The organism is uncultured Sunxiuqinia sp. (genome assembly GCF_963974515.1).
Lineage (GTDB): Bacteria > Bacteroidota > Bacteroidia > Bacteroidales > Prolixibacteraceae > Sunxiuqinia.
Window position 1 is genome coordinate 64015 of record NZ_CAXBDD010000004.1, and the last position, 18163, is coordinate 82177.

The following is an 18163-nucleotide window of genomic DNA, read 5'->3' on the forward strand; positions in this document are numbered from 1 at the left end:
CAACTTCGGGACAGAATAAACCATTGCAAAACGCGACACAACCGGCGAAAACACAAAAAAAACCAGTACAAAACGGCACTCAAACTCATCAAAGCGGCATACCCGGAGGACTTTAAATCAGATACGCTGGGGGGATAACCCAAGTCTTTGTTAATAAAAAGCGTTGAAAAGGGACGCATCCACCTCAAAAAGGCATTATGCTGCGTCAAAAGGCGTCCGGCAATAAATTACTGCACGAGGCTTTTGTACTTTTCATAGGCTTCATCCCAATCCAGGTCGGGATTCGGAAGGAACTCCTCGACTTCGAATGAGTTGCGGACGACTTCGCGCATTTCGGCAAGCGAATGCAATGCTCCCATAGCTTTGGCCTGCACCAAAATATTTCCGGTGGCCGTTGCTTCTGTAGGGCCGGCAATGACCTTCAACTTGGTAGCATCGGCAGTGAGTTGATTCAAAAAGCGATTGTTCGCCCCGCCACCAATAATGTGAATTTTCTCGATGGGGAGTTCACTGACGGTGCGAATTTGTTCCAAGGTGTATCGGTATTTCAAAGCCAAACTGTCGTACACGCAACGAATAATGCCCGCATGGGAATCCGGTGTCCCCTGCCCGCTTTTTTCACAATAATCGGTAATGGCTTCCGGCATATTTCCTGGATTCAAAAACACGGCATCATCGGGATTGATCAAAAACCGAAAAGGCTCGGCATCTATGGCCAGCTGCACCATTTCATCCCAGTTGTATGCTTTACCCTCAATCCAGGCCCGGCGGCACTCCTGGATGAGCCACATGCCCATGATATTTTTCAGAAATCGCGTGGTTCCCTCCACACCGCCTTCGTTGGTGTAATTCATTGCCAGGGTTTTTTCCGAAACCAGTGGCTTGTCGCTTTCAATCCCCATGAGTGACCAGGTGCCCGAACTGATGTAGGCGTAGTTCTTGTCGCTTGCAGGCACAGAAGCAATTGCCGAGGCCGTGTCGTGACCCGCAACCGCAATCACCGGCACCTGCGTGCTTCCGGTTTCTTTGGCGACATCCGCCTTGATTTTTCCGATAATGGTGCCCGGATCTACTAAATCGGTTAAAATGGAAGTAGAAATTCCGGCTTTTTCTATCAAGTCTGCCTGCCATTGCGTTTTGCCCGGCACAATCATCTGACTGGTGCTGGCAATCGAAAATTCAGTCACTGCTTCACCCGAAAATAAGTAATTCAGCGCATCGGGCATAAACAAAATTTTATCGGTAATCTCCAGCAACGACGATTGATCTTTCACCATCGAAAATAACTGAAACAGACTGTTAAACTGCATAAACTGAATACCCGTTTGCCGGTAAACCTCTTCTTTCGGAATCAATTGAAAAAGGTCGTCCATCGCCGTGTCGGTGCGCGAATCGCGGTAGGCAAAAGGCAGGGAAATAATCATGCCTTCCTTATTCAAGTGTACAAAGTCGACGCCCCAGGTGTCTACACCAATCGAATCGGGCTGAATCCGATGCTCCTGGATGCATTTTTTCAAGCCGGTTTTCAGTTCATTAAACAAACTGAAAATGTTCCAGAAGAAATGACCGTTGACTTGTTGCATTTGGTTTTCAAAACGATGAACCTCGGTAAGCTCCAAATTGCCGTTCTCAAGAGTCCCTAAAATTGCCCGTCCGCTTGATGCGCCCAGATCGAAAGCCAGAAAGTGATTTTTCTTCATATGTTTTTGCGTTAGATGATTTTATCCGAATAAGAATCAAATGAATGGAAAATAATTAACACAGCTATCCTGCTCAATCCTGAGTGTTCGCCTGAGCCTATTATTCTTCCTTGGTTAACTGCTTATTCGCAAAATCAATAAACTGCCGCCAATCGTAGCTTGTTATGTTGTGCTCTCCAGTGCGGATATGGTAGGCAATCGTTCCCGAAACCGGGCTGTCGGGCTGTGGGATTTCGCTTACAGGTAAACCTTCAAGGTCATAGAGCTGGTATACTTTTCCAGCTTCAACAGCCGACAAAAACTCGCCTTTAGGGTCGGCCCATAAATCTTCGGTGGCGCTGGTAACATACAACGGACGAGGAGCCACCAAAGCCAGCAACATATGCTGGTCGACCGGCAGGTTTTCTTCGCGTGAAGCGTACTTGTTCAGATTTTCGCAAAACCAATGGGGAAATGCTTTGGTAATGCTGCCCACCGTTTCGCCAAATTGGCGACGTGACAGGGCGGCACCCATGCAACCGGAATTATTGGAAATGCACATGGCAAACCGTTGATCCAGGGCGGCTGCCCATAAGGCCGCTTTTCCAAGTCGCGAATGTCCGAAAACAATCACGCTGGACGAATCCACATCAGCAACGGTAGAGAGATAATCCATCGCTTTGGTCAGTCCCCAGGCCCAGGCGCTGATTGTTCCCCATTCATCATACCCCGGCCGGAATTGTCCCAGTTGATATGAAAAAGGGTGAATCCCATCCTGAAAATTATCGCGGTCCGGATCCACGTCACCACAATACATCGTGGCAATGCCGTAGCCTGCCTCGAGAATCTCCTCAATGGGCCACCGTTCTCTGCTTACCCCACGCGACTGTTCCGTCACCTGGTTGTGCACGATTCCCAATGAAGGGTTATCTCTGACCCACGACTCGGTCAGGCGAATATCAGGATCGTCGGCCACGGTGTGGTTACCATTAAAATTATACCCAATAAAAACTGGTACGTCGTTTGAATCTTTGGGGAGGTATAATAATAATTCGACACTCAGCTCCTGATCATCTTTTCTGAAAACCAGCTCAACCTGCCGGCGTATGGCTAAACCGTCAAAAGCCTCACCTGCCTCTTCGTGGACAATAACATCAGCAATTTCAATCTCCAATGGAATTTTCCCATACACTTCCCGCCCAAACAGTTTCAGAAGTTCCGGTCGCCTGATCTTCTCCCAACGCTTGGTGTTCTTTATCTTCCGGCCATTTTCAGAAACCAGTAAACGCGGCAAAGTATAGTTTGGCACCTCATTTTCATCGTAGTTTACGACTTTTTGCTGAGCGAATAAATTTAGACTGATTAGCAATGTTATAGTTGAAACTAAATACTTCATCCAATTGTCCATTCTTTTAAGCGATTTCAGGCTGTTCTTTCATTGGGTTATCAATGTATTACCTCCCTAAGATTCATTCGTATTCACACCGAAATGGCTATATCACGTCCGGAAGGCCTCCGGATTCATCGCAATTTTCAATTTCTCCAATCTCATATCCCTTGACCAAAAATAGAATTTTTCTTCAGAAATCGGGAATCTATTCCGTAATTTCTGATTTCTGGGTTGAAAGGCTATTTCTTTTTCAGAAACTGGCCAATCATTTTTCTGAAATTGTCGAGATGCTGAACTTGTTCCACGAAAGGTTCCATCATCGAAGGGTTACGCATGTTGATTAAATGATAGTCCGCCACTCCAAGCTGCATGGGAAAAACCAGGATGTAACTGTTCTGACCAAAGTACTTGTTCAAATAGGACGGAATTTTAACCATGGTATCATTGTATGACGGATGTGTTCGGCGACTCATAACTATCAACAGATTATCATCTTCCCGCACATATCGGCTAAAAACCAAAAAGTCTTCCCAATCAGTAAAACGATTGAACTCCGCCTCAATAGCCTGTTCGTTCTGCATATGTTCGAGAAAGGCCATCGTTTCTTCCGAAGAATAAAACACCAGCTTAGCCCCCGTATTCACGCCCATGTTCCAAACCCGAACCAACCAAACGAAGAAGCCAATTTCCTTCTCGGCATTCGGTGGAATAACAACAACATGCCGTTTGATCGTCGCCAGGGGCTGAAAGGGTTTATAAATCATGGTTGTGGTGTTACATTTAGTCAGAATACCTTCGGTCAGCATCCCAAAGAAGGAGTCAGAAATTCCCTTCTTTTCATGCAGGCCAATGATTAAGTCAGTAATCTTATGTTCTTTAACGACATTGGAAATTCCATTTACGATGTTCAGGTCGTAACGTAAGAGCGAGGTCAGGTGATTATCCGTTGCCGCAGCGGTTACCACAGCTTTGTCGATAATTTTTTGGGCATCTTTTTCGGCAGACTCGTTTACGTTGCCACTGGTAACAACATTCAGTGCAATCAGCTTGCTATGCTTAGTCTTCGATTTAACAGTCGTGCTCAAATTAATCAGTTCTTCCACATTCCGCTCGTTGCTCAGCGGAATCAAAATACGCTCCTCAATTTCATTTTTTGGTTTATCATCTTCTTCCACATTTTCAGCGCGTGCAATGTTCTGTGCGCCTTTTTGGGTAACAAATGAAGCGATTGTGCAGGTAACCAGGATCATCAAAATGGTTCCGTTTAAAACTGCATCGTTCAACAGGCGAATCGGATCACCGGAAGGATCCTGTCCAATAATAACATTATACCCAATCAGCACGGCAGCCAAAGTTGATGCCGCCTGGGCATTGCTCAAGCCAAAAATTAGCCTGCGTTGGTCGGCGGAATAGCGAAACGTTTTTTGGGTGATCCAGGCTGCCAAATATTTTGAAAGCGTCGCAACTACAGTCATAACCACAGCTACTTTAATGGTTTCCCAATCGCTGATAAATGCCCGGTAATTGATTAACATGCCTACTCCAATCAGGAAGAACGGGATGAACAAGGCATTTCCCACAAATTCAATCCGGTTCATTAGGGGCGAAGTTTTTGGGATTAGGCGGTTAAGCGCAAGTCCGGCAAGGAAGGCCCCCACAATGCCTTCGATACCCACAACCTGGGCCAAAAAAGCCCCCAGAAAGACCATGCCCAGAACAAAAATATACTGCGAAACGTTGTCATCGAAACGTTTGAAAAACCACCGTCCGATCACCGGAAAAACAAACATAATGAATAAAACGAATGCGGAAATCGACGCGCTAAGTCCCAACCAAAACGTCTGCGAAATTTCGCCGGTCTCCAATCGTACAATAACAGCCAGAACCAACAGGGCCAGCACAGTAGTTATCAACGTACCACCAATACTTATCGTAACAGCTTTATTCTTGGTGATTCCTAACTTGCTAACAATTGGGTAAGTAATCAACGTATTGGAGGCAAACATACTGGCCAATAAGATCGAGGTATTCCAGCCAAAGTCAAGTAAATACAGGCCCGAAGCGATTCCAAGCCCCATGGGGATGATAAAGGTGTATGCGCCGAAAATAATGCTCTTCCACAAACTTTTCCGGAAATCAGCCAAGTCAATCTCTAACCCGGCCACAAACATGATGTACAACAAACCCACCGTACCAAACAACACAATACTGCTGTCGCGAGCCATCAGATTCATGCCATAGGGACCGATCAACACTCCGGCAATGATTAATCCAATCAAATGCGGTATCCTGATTTTGTTTAGTACGATCGGAGAAAACAGAATAATGAAAAGGATCATGGTAAAAATCAGGATCGGATCCTCCAAGGGCAAATTCAAACCAAAAACTTTTGATAAGATCATAAAATAGTTCTTTTGCAGGTGAGAGACAAACAAATCAGCTCGCCGCTCCCCTCCCATTCAGGCTGACAAGATACAAACAAGTCCGTTATTATTTCAAGACAGATAATGACTATTAAGTTTCTTTTTGATGGGTTGATGGAAAATTGAGAAGAATGATCCAAAAATAGTCTAGGTCGTGCTCATATAAAGATCAAACAATTGTTTGATGGACCGCGGTTCACCAATAATTGTCAACACATCATTCTCCTGCAAAATGGTATACCCATGAGGGGCAAACGACCGTGCATCACGCTCAACAAGAGCAACAAGCACATCCTCAGGAAGTTTTATCTCCTTCAGCTGCTTGCCGATCATTTCGCTTTGCAAGGTTTGCGGCATCAATTTAACGGTAATAAATCGCTCATTATGAAGCAGGTATTCTTTTATTTCGCGGTCACTGTTTTGTTCCAGCATACTTTTGACAAAATCTTCGCGTTCCACAATATTCATCAGGCGAGACAGCATGCGCAACTGCAAGCGGGATTCATTGGCCGGATTCACTAAAAAGAAAAATACTTTGATATTATCTTCGGATAAAATATCCGCTTTCCCAACAGGTTTTAAAATCCCTTTCTTCGAACGAACAACATGAAGCGACGGCTCACCGATACCGGCATATTTGGCATACAACACCGAAACCTCGGGTGTAACCAGTGCAGGATCAATCGCCGAGATGGTATGAAATTCTGAAACGAGCGAATCTTTATTGATATGAATTTCTTTGGAAAATAACCCCGAGACATGATCAACCAGCCCATTAAAATCCATGCTTTCTGCAGCATTGATAATTCGCGCTTTCATGATTGTGGTATCGAATGGATCTCCCTGACGAAGTCCTTTTTCCTTCAAAATCGTCATAAATTCATTTTCCAAATCAGGATGCTGATGCTTTCCTAACAGGGCAAACCAGTGAAAAATGGCTCCCTCGCGCTTCACTTTGCCTTTAGCGTAGTAGTTAAACCACAGCACCGCTACCAAAATGATGAATGCACTAAATAAAATGGCCATCCAGCCCATGTAAATGATCAATACCACTGAGATAATAATTCCTGCGATCTGCATGCCAGGGTACAAAGGCGATTTAAAACCGGGGTCATAGGATTCAATGTGGCTGTTGCGGAAAACAATCACGGAAAAATTTATCAGCATCAGTACGATCAGATTGAAGGTACTGGCTAATTTTGCAATTCCTTCTTCCGAAAGAACCAAGATGAAAAAGATGATTAGTCCGGTCGTAAATAAAATCGAAGTCACCGGAGTTCCCTTCTTTCCGACCTTAGAAAATCCGGGAGGAAAAAGTTTGTCACGCCCCATCGCAAAAGGATAGCGCGAAGCTGACATCATCCCTGCATTGCCAGTGGAAGCGAAGGCCGCCATGGCAGCACCGATCATCAGGTAAGCGCCCATATCCCCAGGCATCCATGTAAACAGTTGCTCAACTGCTGTAGCCGCCGGAGCCAAGTCTTTGGCAAACTCCGTGGGATCGATAATAGACACCATGATAAATACGCCAAGCACATAGATCACGCCAGTGACAACTAGCGACAAAAGCATCCCCAAAGGAATATTCCGCTCCGGGTTTTTGATCTCCTCGGCAACACTCGCAATCTTGGTTAGTCCCAAGTAGGATACAAAAACAAAACCAACGGTTGTTATCATTCCTTCAAACCCATGGGTTAAAAACGGCTGGAAGTGGTTATTCTCTGATGGCTGATCAATTCCAATGGTAAAAAACACACGATAGAGTCCATCGATAATAAAAGTGCCCAGCACAATCAATAAAAAAATGACAAAGTAGTTTTGCAGCCGTGAAGTATTTTTTGCACTGAACAGGTTGACTCCCATAAACAGAAAGGTACCAGCTATGGCAATGGTTTTAACCGGAACTTGCCAAAAGAAAGCAGCGTAAGCTCCAATCCCCACAATGGCAAAAGCCGTTTTAAAAACCAGGGCAAGGTAAGTGCCCAAGCCACCAATTGTGCCCATAAGTGGCCCCAAACTACGATCGAGAAAAAAATAAGCTCCGCCCGACCTTGGCAGCGCTGTTGATATCTCGGCAATGCTAAACATGGCAGGCAGGATTAACAAGCCAGCTACCAGGTAAGCAACAAAAACAGAAGGCCCGGTGAACTGCGATGCCAGACCGGGTAAAAGAAAAAAACCGGAACTGAACATTGCCCCCGTACTGATGGAAAAAACATCAAACAAGCCCAGCTCTTTATTTAATCGTACCTTATTCGCCATATTTTTTCATTCTGGTTTTTTGCCGAATCCTATACTCATTCCATATTTTTAACCGGCAAGAATCCCCTAAATATACAATTTCTTCGGAATACTTAGCCCTCGATCCTGGCTGACAACCGATGAAATCTTTCAAAAGCTCTTTTGTTTGGCTGGCAGATCTGAACGGTGTTTCAGGCTAAACATTTCATCACCTGTGTCAAACCACAAAGCAATGGGTGGACTTCGACGTGCTGTTTGAATCAGATGGCAGGGACAGAAAATCTTAATCTTTGTGCTGGCATTCAAGTTGAACGGGTGTTAAAATTCAAACTCAAATAGTCCCAACTGTTTTCAATCGAATAAAACCGATTCGAAGTTAATTGGTATAGCAGAAACGACAAATTTAAGCCTTTTATATTTTTGCAGGAAGGATTAAGGCATTTTAGGATTATACCTCTTAGCCTGCGTTTCATTCCGGGCTACCCGCAAGGCATTATGCGCCAGAGCATCCAGTTCATCTTCTCCGGGATACACGAAAACCTGCGCTAAAAAACCGACCTTCTTTTCAATAAAATCGGTCAGGTATTGATTGTAAGCAACGCCTCCTGTCAAGAGAATTCCATCCACATTTCCATTCAGCACTACCGCCATTTCACCAATTGTTTTGGCGACCTGATAGCCCATGGCATCCTGAATCAACCGGGCCTTTTCGTTTCCCAGCCGGGCCAGCTCTTCCACTTCTTTGGCATTATTTGTTTTCAGATAAGCCACATAACCACCTTCGCCAAGCACCATTCGACGGACGTCCGACTTGGTCATCTGACTGTCGAAACACCAGTCGATCATTTGGCCGGTTGGCAAACCCCCACTCCGCTCCGGACTAAAAGGGCCATCACCATCCAGCCCATTGTTGACATCTACGACCCTGCCCTTTTTGTGAGCGCCCACAGAAATGCCGCCACCGAGGTGTGCTACAATCAAATTCAGGCTTTCGTATGCTGCACCTAGCTTTTTTGCATGCAGCCTGGCCGTTGCTTTCTGGTTTAAGGCATGAAATATCGATCGCTTCTCAAAAGCAGGATGTCCGGTAATTCGGGCAATTTCATCCAGTTCATCCGTCACTACCGGATCGGCTATGTAGGCTTTGGCTCCCGGAATCTGGTTAGCAATAAAGTCGGCGATGAGTGGGCCAAGATTGCTGGCATGCTGTCCATAAATCCCTTCGCTGGCATGTTTCAGCATCAAATTATCGACCAGATAAACACCCGATTCCAACGGATAAGTTAGCCCCCCCCGCCCAATAATATATTTCAGGCTATCCACCTCAAAACCTTCTTCCATCAGTGCATCAATGATCATCCCCTTACGATAATCGAACTGCTTTAAAATGCTTTTGTAGCTCGACAATTCATCGATCGAATGGCGCAAGGTTCGGTTAAGCTTGCATTCCTCGTTATAGTAAACGGCGAACTTGGTCGAGGTCGAACCGGGATTGATGGCTAATATTCGGTATTCATTGATCATATTAACGAGTCATTAATGTGGCCAAAACAATGGAATTCAACTTGGTTTGAGCGCTATCGCCTCGCGATGACAAAACGGCCGGGACCTTTGCCCCGACCACCACCGCAGCTTGTTCGGAACGGCAGAGCCTGGTATTGGTCTTATAGAAAACATTGCCCGAATCGATGTTCGGAAAGAGCAGACAGTCTGCATCGCCGGCCACGTCAGACTGAATATTCTTTATCCGGGCTGACTCCTTGTCCAGAGCCACATCCAGGGCCATTGGCCCATCAACCAGACCACCGGGGAAATGTCCGTCAAGAGCCATCTTTTTCAGTCTTCCCGCATCGGCGCAAGCCGGAATTGATTTGATAATCTGTTCGGTAGGCGCAATCATGGCCACTTTGGGCAGAGCAATTCCCAACTTCTGACCCACCTGAATCAGATACCGGATCATGATTTCTTTTTGCTTTAATGTTGGTAAAGGAATAATCGCCACATCGGTTACAATTAATAACTTGTGATAGGCCGGATTATCAATCAGCGAAACATGTGTCAGCAAACCTCCGGGCTCAACCAGACCAAATTGCTTGTTTAGAATGGCTCGCATGTATTTATCGGTATTAATTAAGCCCTTCATCACCAGACTGGCCTTTCCTTCCTGAATTAGCCGAACGGCAGCCAAGGCTGCTTGTTCATCTGTTTCGGCATGAAGAAGTTCGAAATTTCCCACATTAACTCCAAGCTGTTTGCAAGTTTCCTCAATTTGGGATTGATCGCCTGTTAAAATTACATCAATAATGCCAAGTTTACGGGCTTGCTCGGCTGCCTCAATACTATGACCATCCACGCCGTTCACCACAACCATTCGTTGTTTGGGGCGATCTTTCGCTGACAAAACCAGGTCGGCTAAATGTTTTGCGTTCATTCTTTCGTTTTATGGAGGTGAAAATACAATAAGAACAGTTGAATTTACAGAACAAATATCAATCTAAAAAAATGTTTTTAAACCCCTGAAAAACAAAACATCCGACACATTACTGTATCGGATGTCAAACGGAAAATATTTTTAACCCTGAACTTTCGGATTACGACCTTAGCGCCCGAAAAACTTACGATTTGGCAAGTTCGAGAACTTTCTTTTCCGTATCCAAGGCGATCATTAATTCTTCATTTGTTGGAACGACCATAATTTTTACAGGCGAATCGTCCGTACTTATAATTCCTTCCGAACGGAAGCCTTTATTCTTCTCTTCATCTAAATGAATGCCGAGAAATTCCAATCCGCTAGCCACTCCAAAACGGGTTGTATCAGCGTTTTCTCCAATTCCTCCGGTCAAAATCAGAATATCCAATCCCCCCATCGCGGCAATGTACGAACCAATATATTTTTTTACCCGGTAATTATAAATATCCAAAGCCATTTTAGCGCGTTCGTTGCCCTTGGCTTTTGCGTCTTCTATTTCGCGCATATCCGATGAAATACCAGACAATCCGAGCATACCGCTGTGCTTATTGAACAAAGTGCTGGCTGATTTTGTGCCCAATTCTTCTTTCTCCATGATGTAAGTGGCCACTCCAATATCCAAATCACCTGAGCGGGTTCCCATCACCAATCCTTCCAGTGGAGTGAATCCCATGCTGGTGTCGAATGACTTACCATCTTTTACCGCGGCGACCGAAGCGCCATTTCCCAAATGGCAGGAAATAATCTTTTGGTTTTCGAAATCACGTCCCAGTAGTTCGCAGGCCCGTTTGGTCACGTAGCGATGGCTGGTGCCGTGAAAACCGTAACGGCGAATTTTATATTTTTCGTAAAGCACGTAAGGAATTCCGTACATGTAGGATTGTGGTTCCATCGTTTGATGAAAAGCGGTATCGAAAACACCAACCTGAGGAATTCCCGGAATCAGTTCTTCCATGGCGTTGATCCCTTTCAGGTTTGGTGGATTGTGCAAGGGAGCCAAATCAGTACACTTCACCAGCGCTTCAATCACTTCATCGGTAATCAGCTCACTGGCATGAAAATATTCACCTCCATGTACGACACGATGACCAACCGCGTCAATCTCTTCCAGGTTATTCAGGCAACCATATTTTTGGCTGGTCAGAACTCCCAAAATATATTCCACCCCACTTTTGTGGTCCAAAATTTCGCCTTCAAAAACAATTTGTCTTCCATCCTCATGATGGTGTTTTAAAAATGAGCCTTTCATGCCCAGTTTTTCAACCCCTCCCTTGGCAACCACAAGTTGGCCATCCATGTTGAAAAGTTGATATTTTATGGAACTGCTTCCGCAGTTAAGTACCAGAATCTTCATTCCTTCAATATTTTCGTTGAGATTGTTTTTAACAGATGGTTGAGCTGGTTGCGCTGTTCAAAATCCGGTTGCCTTCTCCATCGTATTCATAAAAGCCTTTTCCGGTTGATATGCCAAGCTGTTTGGCCCGGACCAAGCGTTTGATAATCGGTGATGGCTTAAAATGAACATCACCAAACTCGGCATAAATATTCTCCATCCAGCGAACAATTTTATCCAGTCCCATCTTATCGGCAACTTCAAATGGTCCCAATCTCATCCCTTGTCCTATTTTCATGGTGGTATCAATATCTTCCATGGTGGCTACGCCTTCCATCAAAATTTCACAAGCTTCATTGAGCAAAACCACAAAAAGGCGAACACTGACCAAGCCTGCGGATTCTTCAACCGGAATTATTTTCCGGTTGATTAAACGGACAAACTGACAAACTTTCGCGTAAGATTCATCGGAAGTGTACAATCCTTTGACCACTTCCATAATCCGGGCTTCGCGCGATGAAACCGAAAAATGAAAGCTGACACAGCGATCCTTGTATTTCATCTCCGACGAAAGTTCGGTAATAATAATGGTGGTTGAGTTCGTGCCGATAATGCAATCACGATCAACCACTTCTTCGACCTTCCGGAAGATTTTCTTGCGTTCCTTGATTTTGCCTCCCCGATTAACTGCTCGGATGGATTCCACCACAAAATCACAACCTGCTAAATCCTTGTAATCAAGGGTTCCTTTTATCCTTGAAAGAATAGCTCGTTTCTCACCTTGGGTCAACCCCCAATGTTCAATTCGATGATCGAGAATTTTTTCGATATTGCGATAGGCATCTCTGATTTTATCTTCGCTAACTTCAATAAAAACTACCTCAATACCATAGAAACTGGCCACTCGGGCAATGTTTTGTCCAACAAGCCCACAACCAACAATTCCAATTTTTGAGAATAAGGCTTTGGAAACCTTTTTCTTAATTAAACCAAATTCTTCAATTGGTTCATAAATCACTTCACTAGCCATTTCAACTTTATTTACTCGAACGAGGCAGCAGCCTGGTTGGAGGTAATTGCTACCATATTTACAATATCGCTCACCGAGCAACCACGCGACAAATCATTGATTGGAGCCGCCATACCCTGAAGAACCGGGCCAATAGCTTCGGCTTTTGCCAGCCGCTGCACCAGTTTATAACCAATGTTGGCTGCTTCCAAGCCTGGAAAAACCAGGATATTTGCCCGGCCGGCCACTTCACTTTCTGGAGCTTTCAAGCGGGCCACTTCTGGAATTAAAGCCGCATCCAGCTGTAGTTCACCATCAATTTTCAAGTCGGGTGCCATTTCTTTGGCAATCCGCGTGGCGTTCACCACTTTATCGACCCGTTCGTGCTGTGCACTTCCCTTAGTCGAAAAACTGAGCATGGCCACACGTGGTTCCATACCTACGATTGCTTTCGCCGTTTTGGCTGTTGTCACAGCTATTTCAGCCAGCTCGCGCTCATTCGGATCAGGCATTACTGCACAGTCAGCAAACACAAGAATTCCATCATGTCCAAAGTGCGGATCGTTCATGAACATCAAAAAAGCTCCGGAGACCACACTGACTCCCGGCAAGGTTTTCACAAACTGGAAAGCCGGACGCAACACATCCCCTGTGGCATTCACGGCACCGGCAATTTCGCCATCGGCATCGCCACTCTTAATCATCAATGGGGCAAACACCAGCGGGTCGTTCAATAAATCAAGCGCCGCTTCTTTGGTTAAGCCTTTCGACTTTCTGATTTCCACCATCAGGTCAGCATACTGCGACCGGCGTTCATCTGTTTTTGGATCAATCAGCACGGCTCCTTTGATGTTGACGCCACATTCTCCGGCGGCCTGCATAATTTCTACCGGATTTCCCAATAAAATAATCCGGGCAATATTTTCATTTAAGATAATTTCTGTGGCTCTCAAAGTCCGGGGTTCTGTCCCTTCCGGGAGTACAATCCGCTTTTGATAGCTCTGCGAGTTTTTGATAATACGTTCAAGTAATTTCATTCGAAAAAAACTTATCTGATTTATTTAATATCTGCTGATTATTCGGCTCACATCCTTTTCAAAGAAGAAACCGACACACCAACAATTTTTCTTTTCCACTTTTAACCTCCACACAAACCGCTGCCTCCTGCCATACTGCTATCTGTTACGGTTGTCTTCAACTGAAAGTTTAAGATTTTTAACTTTTGAGTAAAAGATTCAAAATGCAAAAGTAGCTAAAATAACGTGTTAATATTCGCCGAACAGGTTAATTATTTGTCAATCCTGAGAAATATGAGCCTCCATATATACTGCTTTCTGGCAGGAAACGATTGATTTTGCAATCGATTGCATTAATCCGCCTTCCAGTTTAAGAAATTCATAAGATTGCTTTTTTCTGTCTCGTCGCAGTTGACTCAATCCGTATAATTCTGTAAAACCATCATGCGAAAGCTTGTCTGTCACGAAAATAAATTGATATTTTTGTTTGGTTCGAAACTTGTTCAACTATGAAATCAACCGATCCATTTTATCTTCTGAAACAATCGCTCGAAGGTGAGGTATACACCAGCAATGTACAGCGGATTATCTATGCAACCGATGCTTCATCATACCGTGAAATTCCGCAGGCTGTGTGTAAACCCAGGTCGGACGAAGACCTCTCCAAGATTATCGCTTTTGCAAGCGAGCATCAAACGTCGGTGATTCCGAGGGCTGGAGGCACTTCACTGGCCGGACAGGTTGTAGGAAAAGGGATTGTGGTGGACATTTCGAAGTACCTGAATAGAATTGTGGAATTCAACCCTGAAGAACGATGGATAGTGGTTGAACCCGGCGTTAATCTAGCAGAACTGAACCAGTTTTTGGAACCTCATGATTTGCAATATGGCCCGGAGACATCGACCGCTAATCGCTGCTGTATTGGCGGCATGGTAGGCAACAACTCCTGCGGATTGCATTCCTTGATATACGGCAGTGCCCGTGATCATATTCTTGAAGCTGACTGCCTGCTTTCTGATGGGTCGTCCGTTGTTTTCAAAGCCCTGTCGACCGATGAGTTTCACGCCAAGTGTTCCGGTAACCCGGAAAGCCTGGAAACCAAAATCTATCAAAACCTCAAAGCAACACTCTCAAATCCATCCAACCAGGAAAGCATCCGAAGTGAATACCCCGATCCAAAAGTAGTGCGAAGAAACAACGGATATGCACTGGATGCCTTGCTCGAAACCGATCCTTTTACTGGAAACGGCAAAAAAATAAATGTTTGCAAACTACTGGCCGGAAGCGAAGGAACGCTGGCTTTTTCAACGCGGTTCAAACTCAACCTCATCCCGCTCCCACCCAAACACAAAGGTCTGGTATGTGCACATTTCAATAGCTTACAGGAGGCCTACCGTGGAAACCTGGTGGCCTTGAAGCACCAACCAGGAGCCATTGAACTGATGGACGATATCATTATGAATTGCACCAAGGAAAACATTGAGCAACGCAAAAACCGTTTTTTCATTCAAGGTGATCCGAAAGCCATGCTGATGATTGAGTTTGCGCGTGAAACCGAGGAAGAAATTCATGCTATCGCAACAAAGCTGGAAGCTGATTTTCGTGCGGCTCATCTGGGATATCATTTTCCATTGGTGCTGGGGAACGACAAAATCAAGCGAGTATGGGCCCTCCGCACAGCAGGACTTGGCTTGCTGTCCAATATTCCCGGAGACAGACGAAGCGTAACCGTTATTGAAGACACCGCTGTCGCTCCCGAATATTTACCGGACTACATGGATGAGTTTGACCAAATTCTGGCAAAGTACGGACTGAGTTGTGTAAAATACGCACACATCGCCACGGGCGAAATCCATCTGCGCCCGCTTCTAAATCTAAAGGATGAAGCCGATGTTGAACTTTATCACACTATTGCTGCTGAAATTGCCACCCTTGTAAAAAAATACAAAGGCTCGTTGAGTGGGGAGCATGGCGACGGACGGCTTCGAGGTGAATTCATTCCATTTATGCTGGGTGAGCAAAACTACCAGCTAATAAAAGAACTCAAGCGAACCTGGGACCCCAACAATTTGCTGAATCCTGGAAAAATAGTGGATACGCCACCCATCACGGAGAATTTGCGTTACCAGATTAGCCAGACGCGGGAGTTTGAAACCACTTTTGATTTTTCGGAGCAGAAAGGATTCTTACGAGCAATTGAAAAATGCAATGGCTCGGGCGACTGCCGAAAAAGCGTCGCCATTGGCGGCGGCATGTGTCCCACGTTTATGGCCACCAAAGATGAAGACAAGACTACCCGAGGCCGCGCCAACATTTTACGAGAATTTCTAACTCGGTCTGATAAGGCCAGTCCATTTGATCATGAAGAAATATACGAGGTGCTGGATTTGTGCATTTCGTGTAAAGCCTGCAAGTCCGAATGTCCTTCGAACGTGGATATGGCCAAGTTTAAGGCTGAATTTCTACAGCACTATTATGAGCTTCATGGCATTCCTTTCCGAACTCGTTTGATCGCCTATCTTCCACGATTAAACCAATTAGGACGGATTGTACGGCCACTCACGAATTTCATCATCGGAACAAAAACCTTTAAAACACTCATCGGCTTTGCTCCTGAACGTAAAATTCCAAGCCTATCCAAACTGAGCTTACGGGAGTGGTATAAAAAACCCATTCTTTTGAATGGCACCAACACACGAAAAGTGTACCTGTTTGCCGATGAATTCACGAATGAAAACGAAAGTGAAATTGGCATTAAAACAATCTTATTACTTAACCGGCTGGGCTACGAAGTGGCCATTCCAAAGCATCACGAAAGCGGGCGCACCTTCCTGTCGAAAGGCCTGGTAAAAACTGCCAGGCAACTGGCCAACAAAAATGTCCAAAACTTGTATCCCATCATAGGTGAAACCTCCCCACTGCTTGGAATTGAACCATCAGCTATCCTGGCATTTCGTGACGAATATCCAGAACTCGTTGATGCCAGCTTGAAAAATCAAGCCTTGGAACTTTCAAAACACACCCTGATGCTGGATGAATTTATTGCTGCGGAATTTGATCAGGGCAACATTGACGCTTCACTGTTTACCACCGAGATCCGGGAGATCAAACTGCATGGACATTGTCAGCAGAAAGCGGTGGCATCCACAGCTCCAACCAAAAGGATGTTGGAAATTCCGATCAACTATACTGTTTGCGAAATTCCAAGCGGTTGCTGTGGTATGGCCGGATCATTTGGATATGAGAAAGAACATTACGAACTGAGCCAAAAAATTGGGGAGTTGGTTTTGTTGCCTGCTGTTCGCCAAACGCCAACCGAAACCATCATCTCAGCTCCGGGAACATCCTGCCGACATCAAATAGTAGAAGGTACCGGGCGTCGAGCCTCGCACCCAGTCGAAATCCTGTATGAAGCATTAAAGGTCAGGTAAGCGAAGATCAAGCGAGCTTCTTATAGGCTGATAACCGGCTGGATTGAACGATCAGAATTTTTTGACCGCACAAGCCGGATCTATTAATATATTTCCGGCACTACAATCAAAATCTACTTATGCAGGTGGAGAGATATGGTCCTATCAGTATGTCAAAGCAGCCAGCCAGGTCATTTCGTTTGTATTTTATTAAAGAAGTTTCGCGCCGGTCAAACTATACAGCTCGAACTGTTACTTGTGATTCTGATAATATCATTTAATATCCTCATCATAATATATCAATATCAAATATGGAAAACGGCAAATAGAAGGGATGTGTTTCATTATTAATACCTTTTCCAAAGTTCAAAACGTTAAAATTGTTCACCCGCAATCGACGGCTTGTTGGATCAACTGAGGGGATGACTTCGAGTCTCCAGCTCAGTGACTGCTGCCGGTTCAGTGCGTTTCCCCTGCTTTCAACTTACAGCGTTTCAAAATACTTTACCTGCAAATAATCGGGCATGTTCAGGGGGGTGTTCAACACCAGAGCCCCTAGTAGGATGACTCTTTCGGCCTGAAATTTCTCTTTGATTCGTCTTGATTGGCTAACCACAAATGCATGACTCTCCTTAAACAAGATGTTCAGCAACACGCGTTCTGGTTCGTGACGAGGAATGGTATCCAACCAGGGAGCAATCATTTGTCTCACCCTCGCTTGCTGATAATCATCGGGTTGCTGATCGGGCAAAACCTGATGGCCATCGAGCAGCATTTGGTAGGCAGCCAAAGCTGCACCACACGAAAGGGTATCGCGCGCCTGACCTGGCCGGTGCAAATAGCCCAGCCGCTCTTCATTAATCGCCAAGTGCGGCCCAAAGAAAATAAAAGCAGTTCCGGCATCCGGAATGTGGTCGCCAAAAGCATTGAAGCCGGTTTCGCCGGTAAACGGATAGCCAGTTAAGCCACCCAAATGAAAAACATGGCCGAAAAAATCGCGGATTTTTTCAATGACCGGGTTATTCAGCTCATCGGGGCAAAGCGATACGGCCGCGATCGTTTGATTCACATCCAGCCCATACTCTTGTGTCATTCGCTGGTAATAACTCGCCAGCACTTGTTCAAAAGGCGCTGCATCAGGAAAAAGCGTTCGGATACGCTGGTCAATCGTATTACTCATTTTCAATCGTTT

At 45.1% G+C, this 18163-nt stretch carries 11 protein-coding genes; 1 reads left to right on the plus strand and 10 read right to left on the minus strand.

The window, feature by feature from the left end; genetic code table 11:
* Positions 1-227: 227 nt before the first annotated feature.
* The 9 genes from rhaB to pta form a co-directional block, all read right to left on the minus strand.
* Complete coding sequence (gene rhaB, locus AAC033_RS02250) at positions 228-1700, minus strand: rhamnulokinase (protein WP_339734922.1); 1473 nt, start codon at positions 1698-1700, stop codon at positions 228-230.
* Between the two features lie 100 nt (positions 1701-1800).
* Positions 1801-3075 carry a hypothetical protein gene (locus tag AAC033_RS02255; protein WP_339734924.1) on the minus strand — a complete coding sequence of 425 codons (1275 nt, stop codon included), beginning with the start codon at positions 3073-3075 and terminating at the stop codon, positions 1801-1803.
* 233 nt (positions 3076-3308) lie between these two features.
* Positions 3309-5471: a cation:proton antiporter gene (locus tag AAC033_RS02260; RefSeq protein ID WP_339734926.1), complete on the minus strand. Its 2163-nt coding sequence runs from the start codon at positions 5469-5471 to the stop codon at positions 3309-3311.
* Between the two features lie 168 nt (positions 5472-5639).
* The gene (locus tag AAC033_RS02265; protein WP_339734928.1) at positions 5640-7754 is read right to left on the minus strand and encodes an amino acid permease; all 2115 of its coding nucleotides are present in this window, start codon (positions 7752-7754) and stop codon (positions 5640-5642) included.
* A 411-nt stretch (positions 7755-8165) separates the two neighbouring features.
* Positions 8166-9257: a butyrate kinase gene (gene buk, locus AAC033_RS02270; RefSeq protein ID WP_339734930.1), complete on the minus strand. Its 1092-nt coding sequence runs from the start codon at positions 9255-9257 to the stop codon at positions 8166-8168.
* A gap of 1 nt (position 9258) precedes the next feature.
* A complete protein-coding gene (locus AAC033_RS02275) occupies positions 9259-10164 on the minus strand; it encodes a phosphate acyltransferase (protein WP_339734932.1) in 906 nt (301 codons plus the stop codon).
* A 184-nt stretch (positions 10165-10348) separates the two neighbouring features.
* A complete protein-coding gene (locus tag AAC033_RS02280; protein WP_339734936.1) occupies positions 10349-11557 on the minus strand; it encodes an acetate kinase in 1209 nt (402 codons plus the stop codon).
* 28 nt (positions 11558-11585) lie between these two features.
* The gene (locus tag AAC033_RS02285; protein WP_339734938.1) at positions 11586-12566 is read right to left on the minus strand and encodes a 3-hydroxyacyl-CoA dehydrogenase family protein; all 981 of its coding nucleotides are present in this window, start codon (positions 12564-12566) and stop codon (positions 11586-11588) included.
* Between the two features lie 11 nt (positions 12567-12577).
* A complete protein-coding gene (gene pta, locus AAC033_RS02290) occupies positions 12578-13582 on the minus strand; it encodes a phosphate acetyltransferase (RefSeq protein WP_339734940.1) in 1005 nt (334 codons plus the stop codon).
* A 488-nt stretch (positions 13583-14070) separates the two neighbouring features.
* Here pta and AAC033_RS02295 point away from each other — a divergent pair, with 488 nt between their 5' ends.
* Positions 14071-16992: an FAD-linked oxidase C-terminal domain-containing protein gene (locus AAC033_RS02295; protein ID WP_339734942.1), complete on the plus strand. Its 2922-nt coding sequence runs from the start codon at positions 14071-14073 to the stop codon at positions 16990-16992.
* A gap of 463 nt (positions 16993-17455) precedes the next feature.
* On the opposite strand, the gene AAC033_RS02300 is transcribed toward AAC033_RS02295, so the two are convergent.
* A complete protein-coding gene (locus tag AAC033_RS02300) occupies positions 17456-18151 on the minus strand; it encodes a hypothetical protein (protein WP_339734944.1) in 696 nt (231 codons plus the stop codon).
* Between the last annotated feature and the right edge of the window lie 12 nt (positions 18152-18163).

What these genes read in the sequence shown, in the direction of transcription:
- rhaB (WP_339734922.1), bottom strand. Translation starts at nt 1,700, where the DNA reads ATGAAGAAAAATCACTTTCTGGCTTTCGATCTGGGCGCATCAAGCGGA.
- AAC033_RS02255 (WP_339734924.1), bottom strand. Translation starts at nt 3,075, where the DNA reads ATGAAGTATTTAGTTTCAACTATAACATTGCTAATCAGTCTAAATTTA.
- AAC033_RS02260 (WP_339734926.1), bottom strand. Translation starts at nt 5,471, where the DNA reads ATGATCTTATCAAAAGTTTTTGGTTTGAATTTGCCCTTGGAGGATCCG.
- AAC033_RS02265 (WP_339734928.1), bottom strand. Translation starts at nt 7,754, where the DNA reads ATGGCGAATAAGGTACGATTAAATAAAGAGCTGGGCTTGTTTGATGTT.
- buk (WP_339734930.1), bottom strand. Translation starts at nt 9,257, where the DNA reads ATGATCAATGAATACCGAATATTAGCCATCAATCCCGGTTCGACCTCG.
- AAC033_RS02275 (WP_339734932.1), bottom strand. Translation starts at nt 10,164, where the DNA reads ATGAACGCAAAACATTTAGCCGACCTGGTTTTGTCAGCGAAAGATCGC.
- AAC033_RS02280 (WP_339734936.1), bottom strand. Translation starts at nt 11,557, where the DNA reads ATGAAGATTCTGGTACTTAACTGCGGAAGCAGTTCCATAAAATATCAA.
- AAC033_RS02285 (WP_339734938.1), bottom strand. Translation starts at nt 12,566, where the DNA reads ATGGCTAGTGAAGTGATTTATGAACCAATTGAAGAATTTGGTTTAATT.
- pta (WP_339734940.1), bottom strand. Translation starts at nt 13,582, where the DNA reads ATGAAATTACTTGAACGTATTATCAAAAACTCGCAGAGCTATCAAAAG.
- AAC033_RS02295 (WP_339734942.1), top strand. Translation starts at nt 14,071, where the DNA reads ATGAAATCAACCGATCCATTTTATCTTCTGAAACAATCGCTCGAAGGT.
- AAC033_RS02300 (WP_339734944.1), bottom strand. Translation starts at nt 18,151, where the DNA reads ATGAGTAATACGATTGACCAGCGTATCCGAACGCTTTTTCCTGATGCA.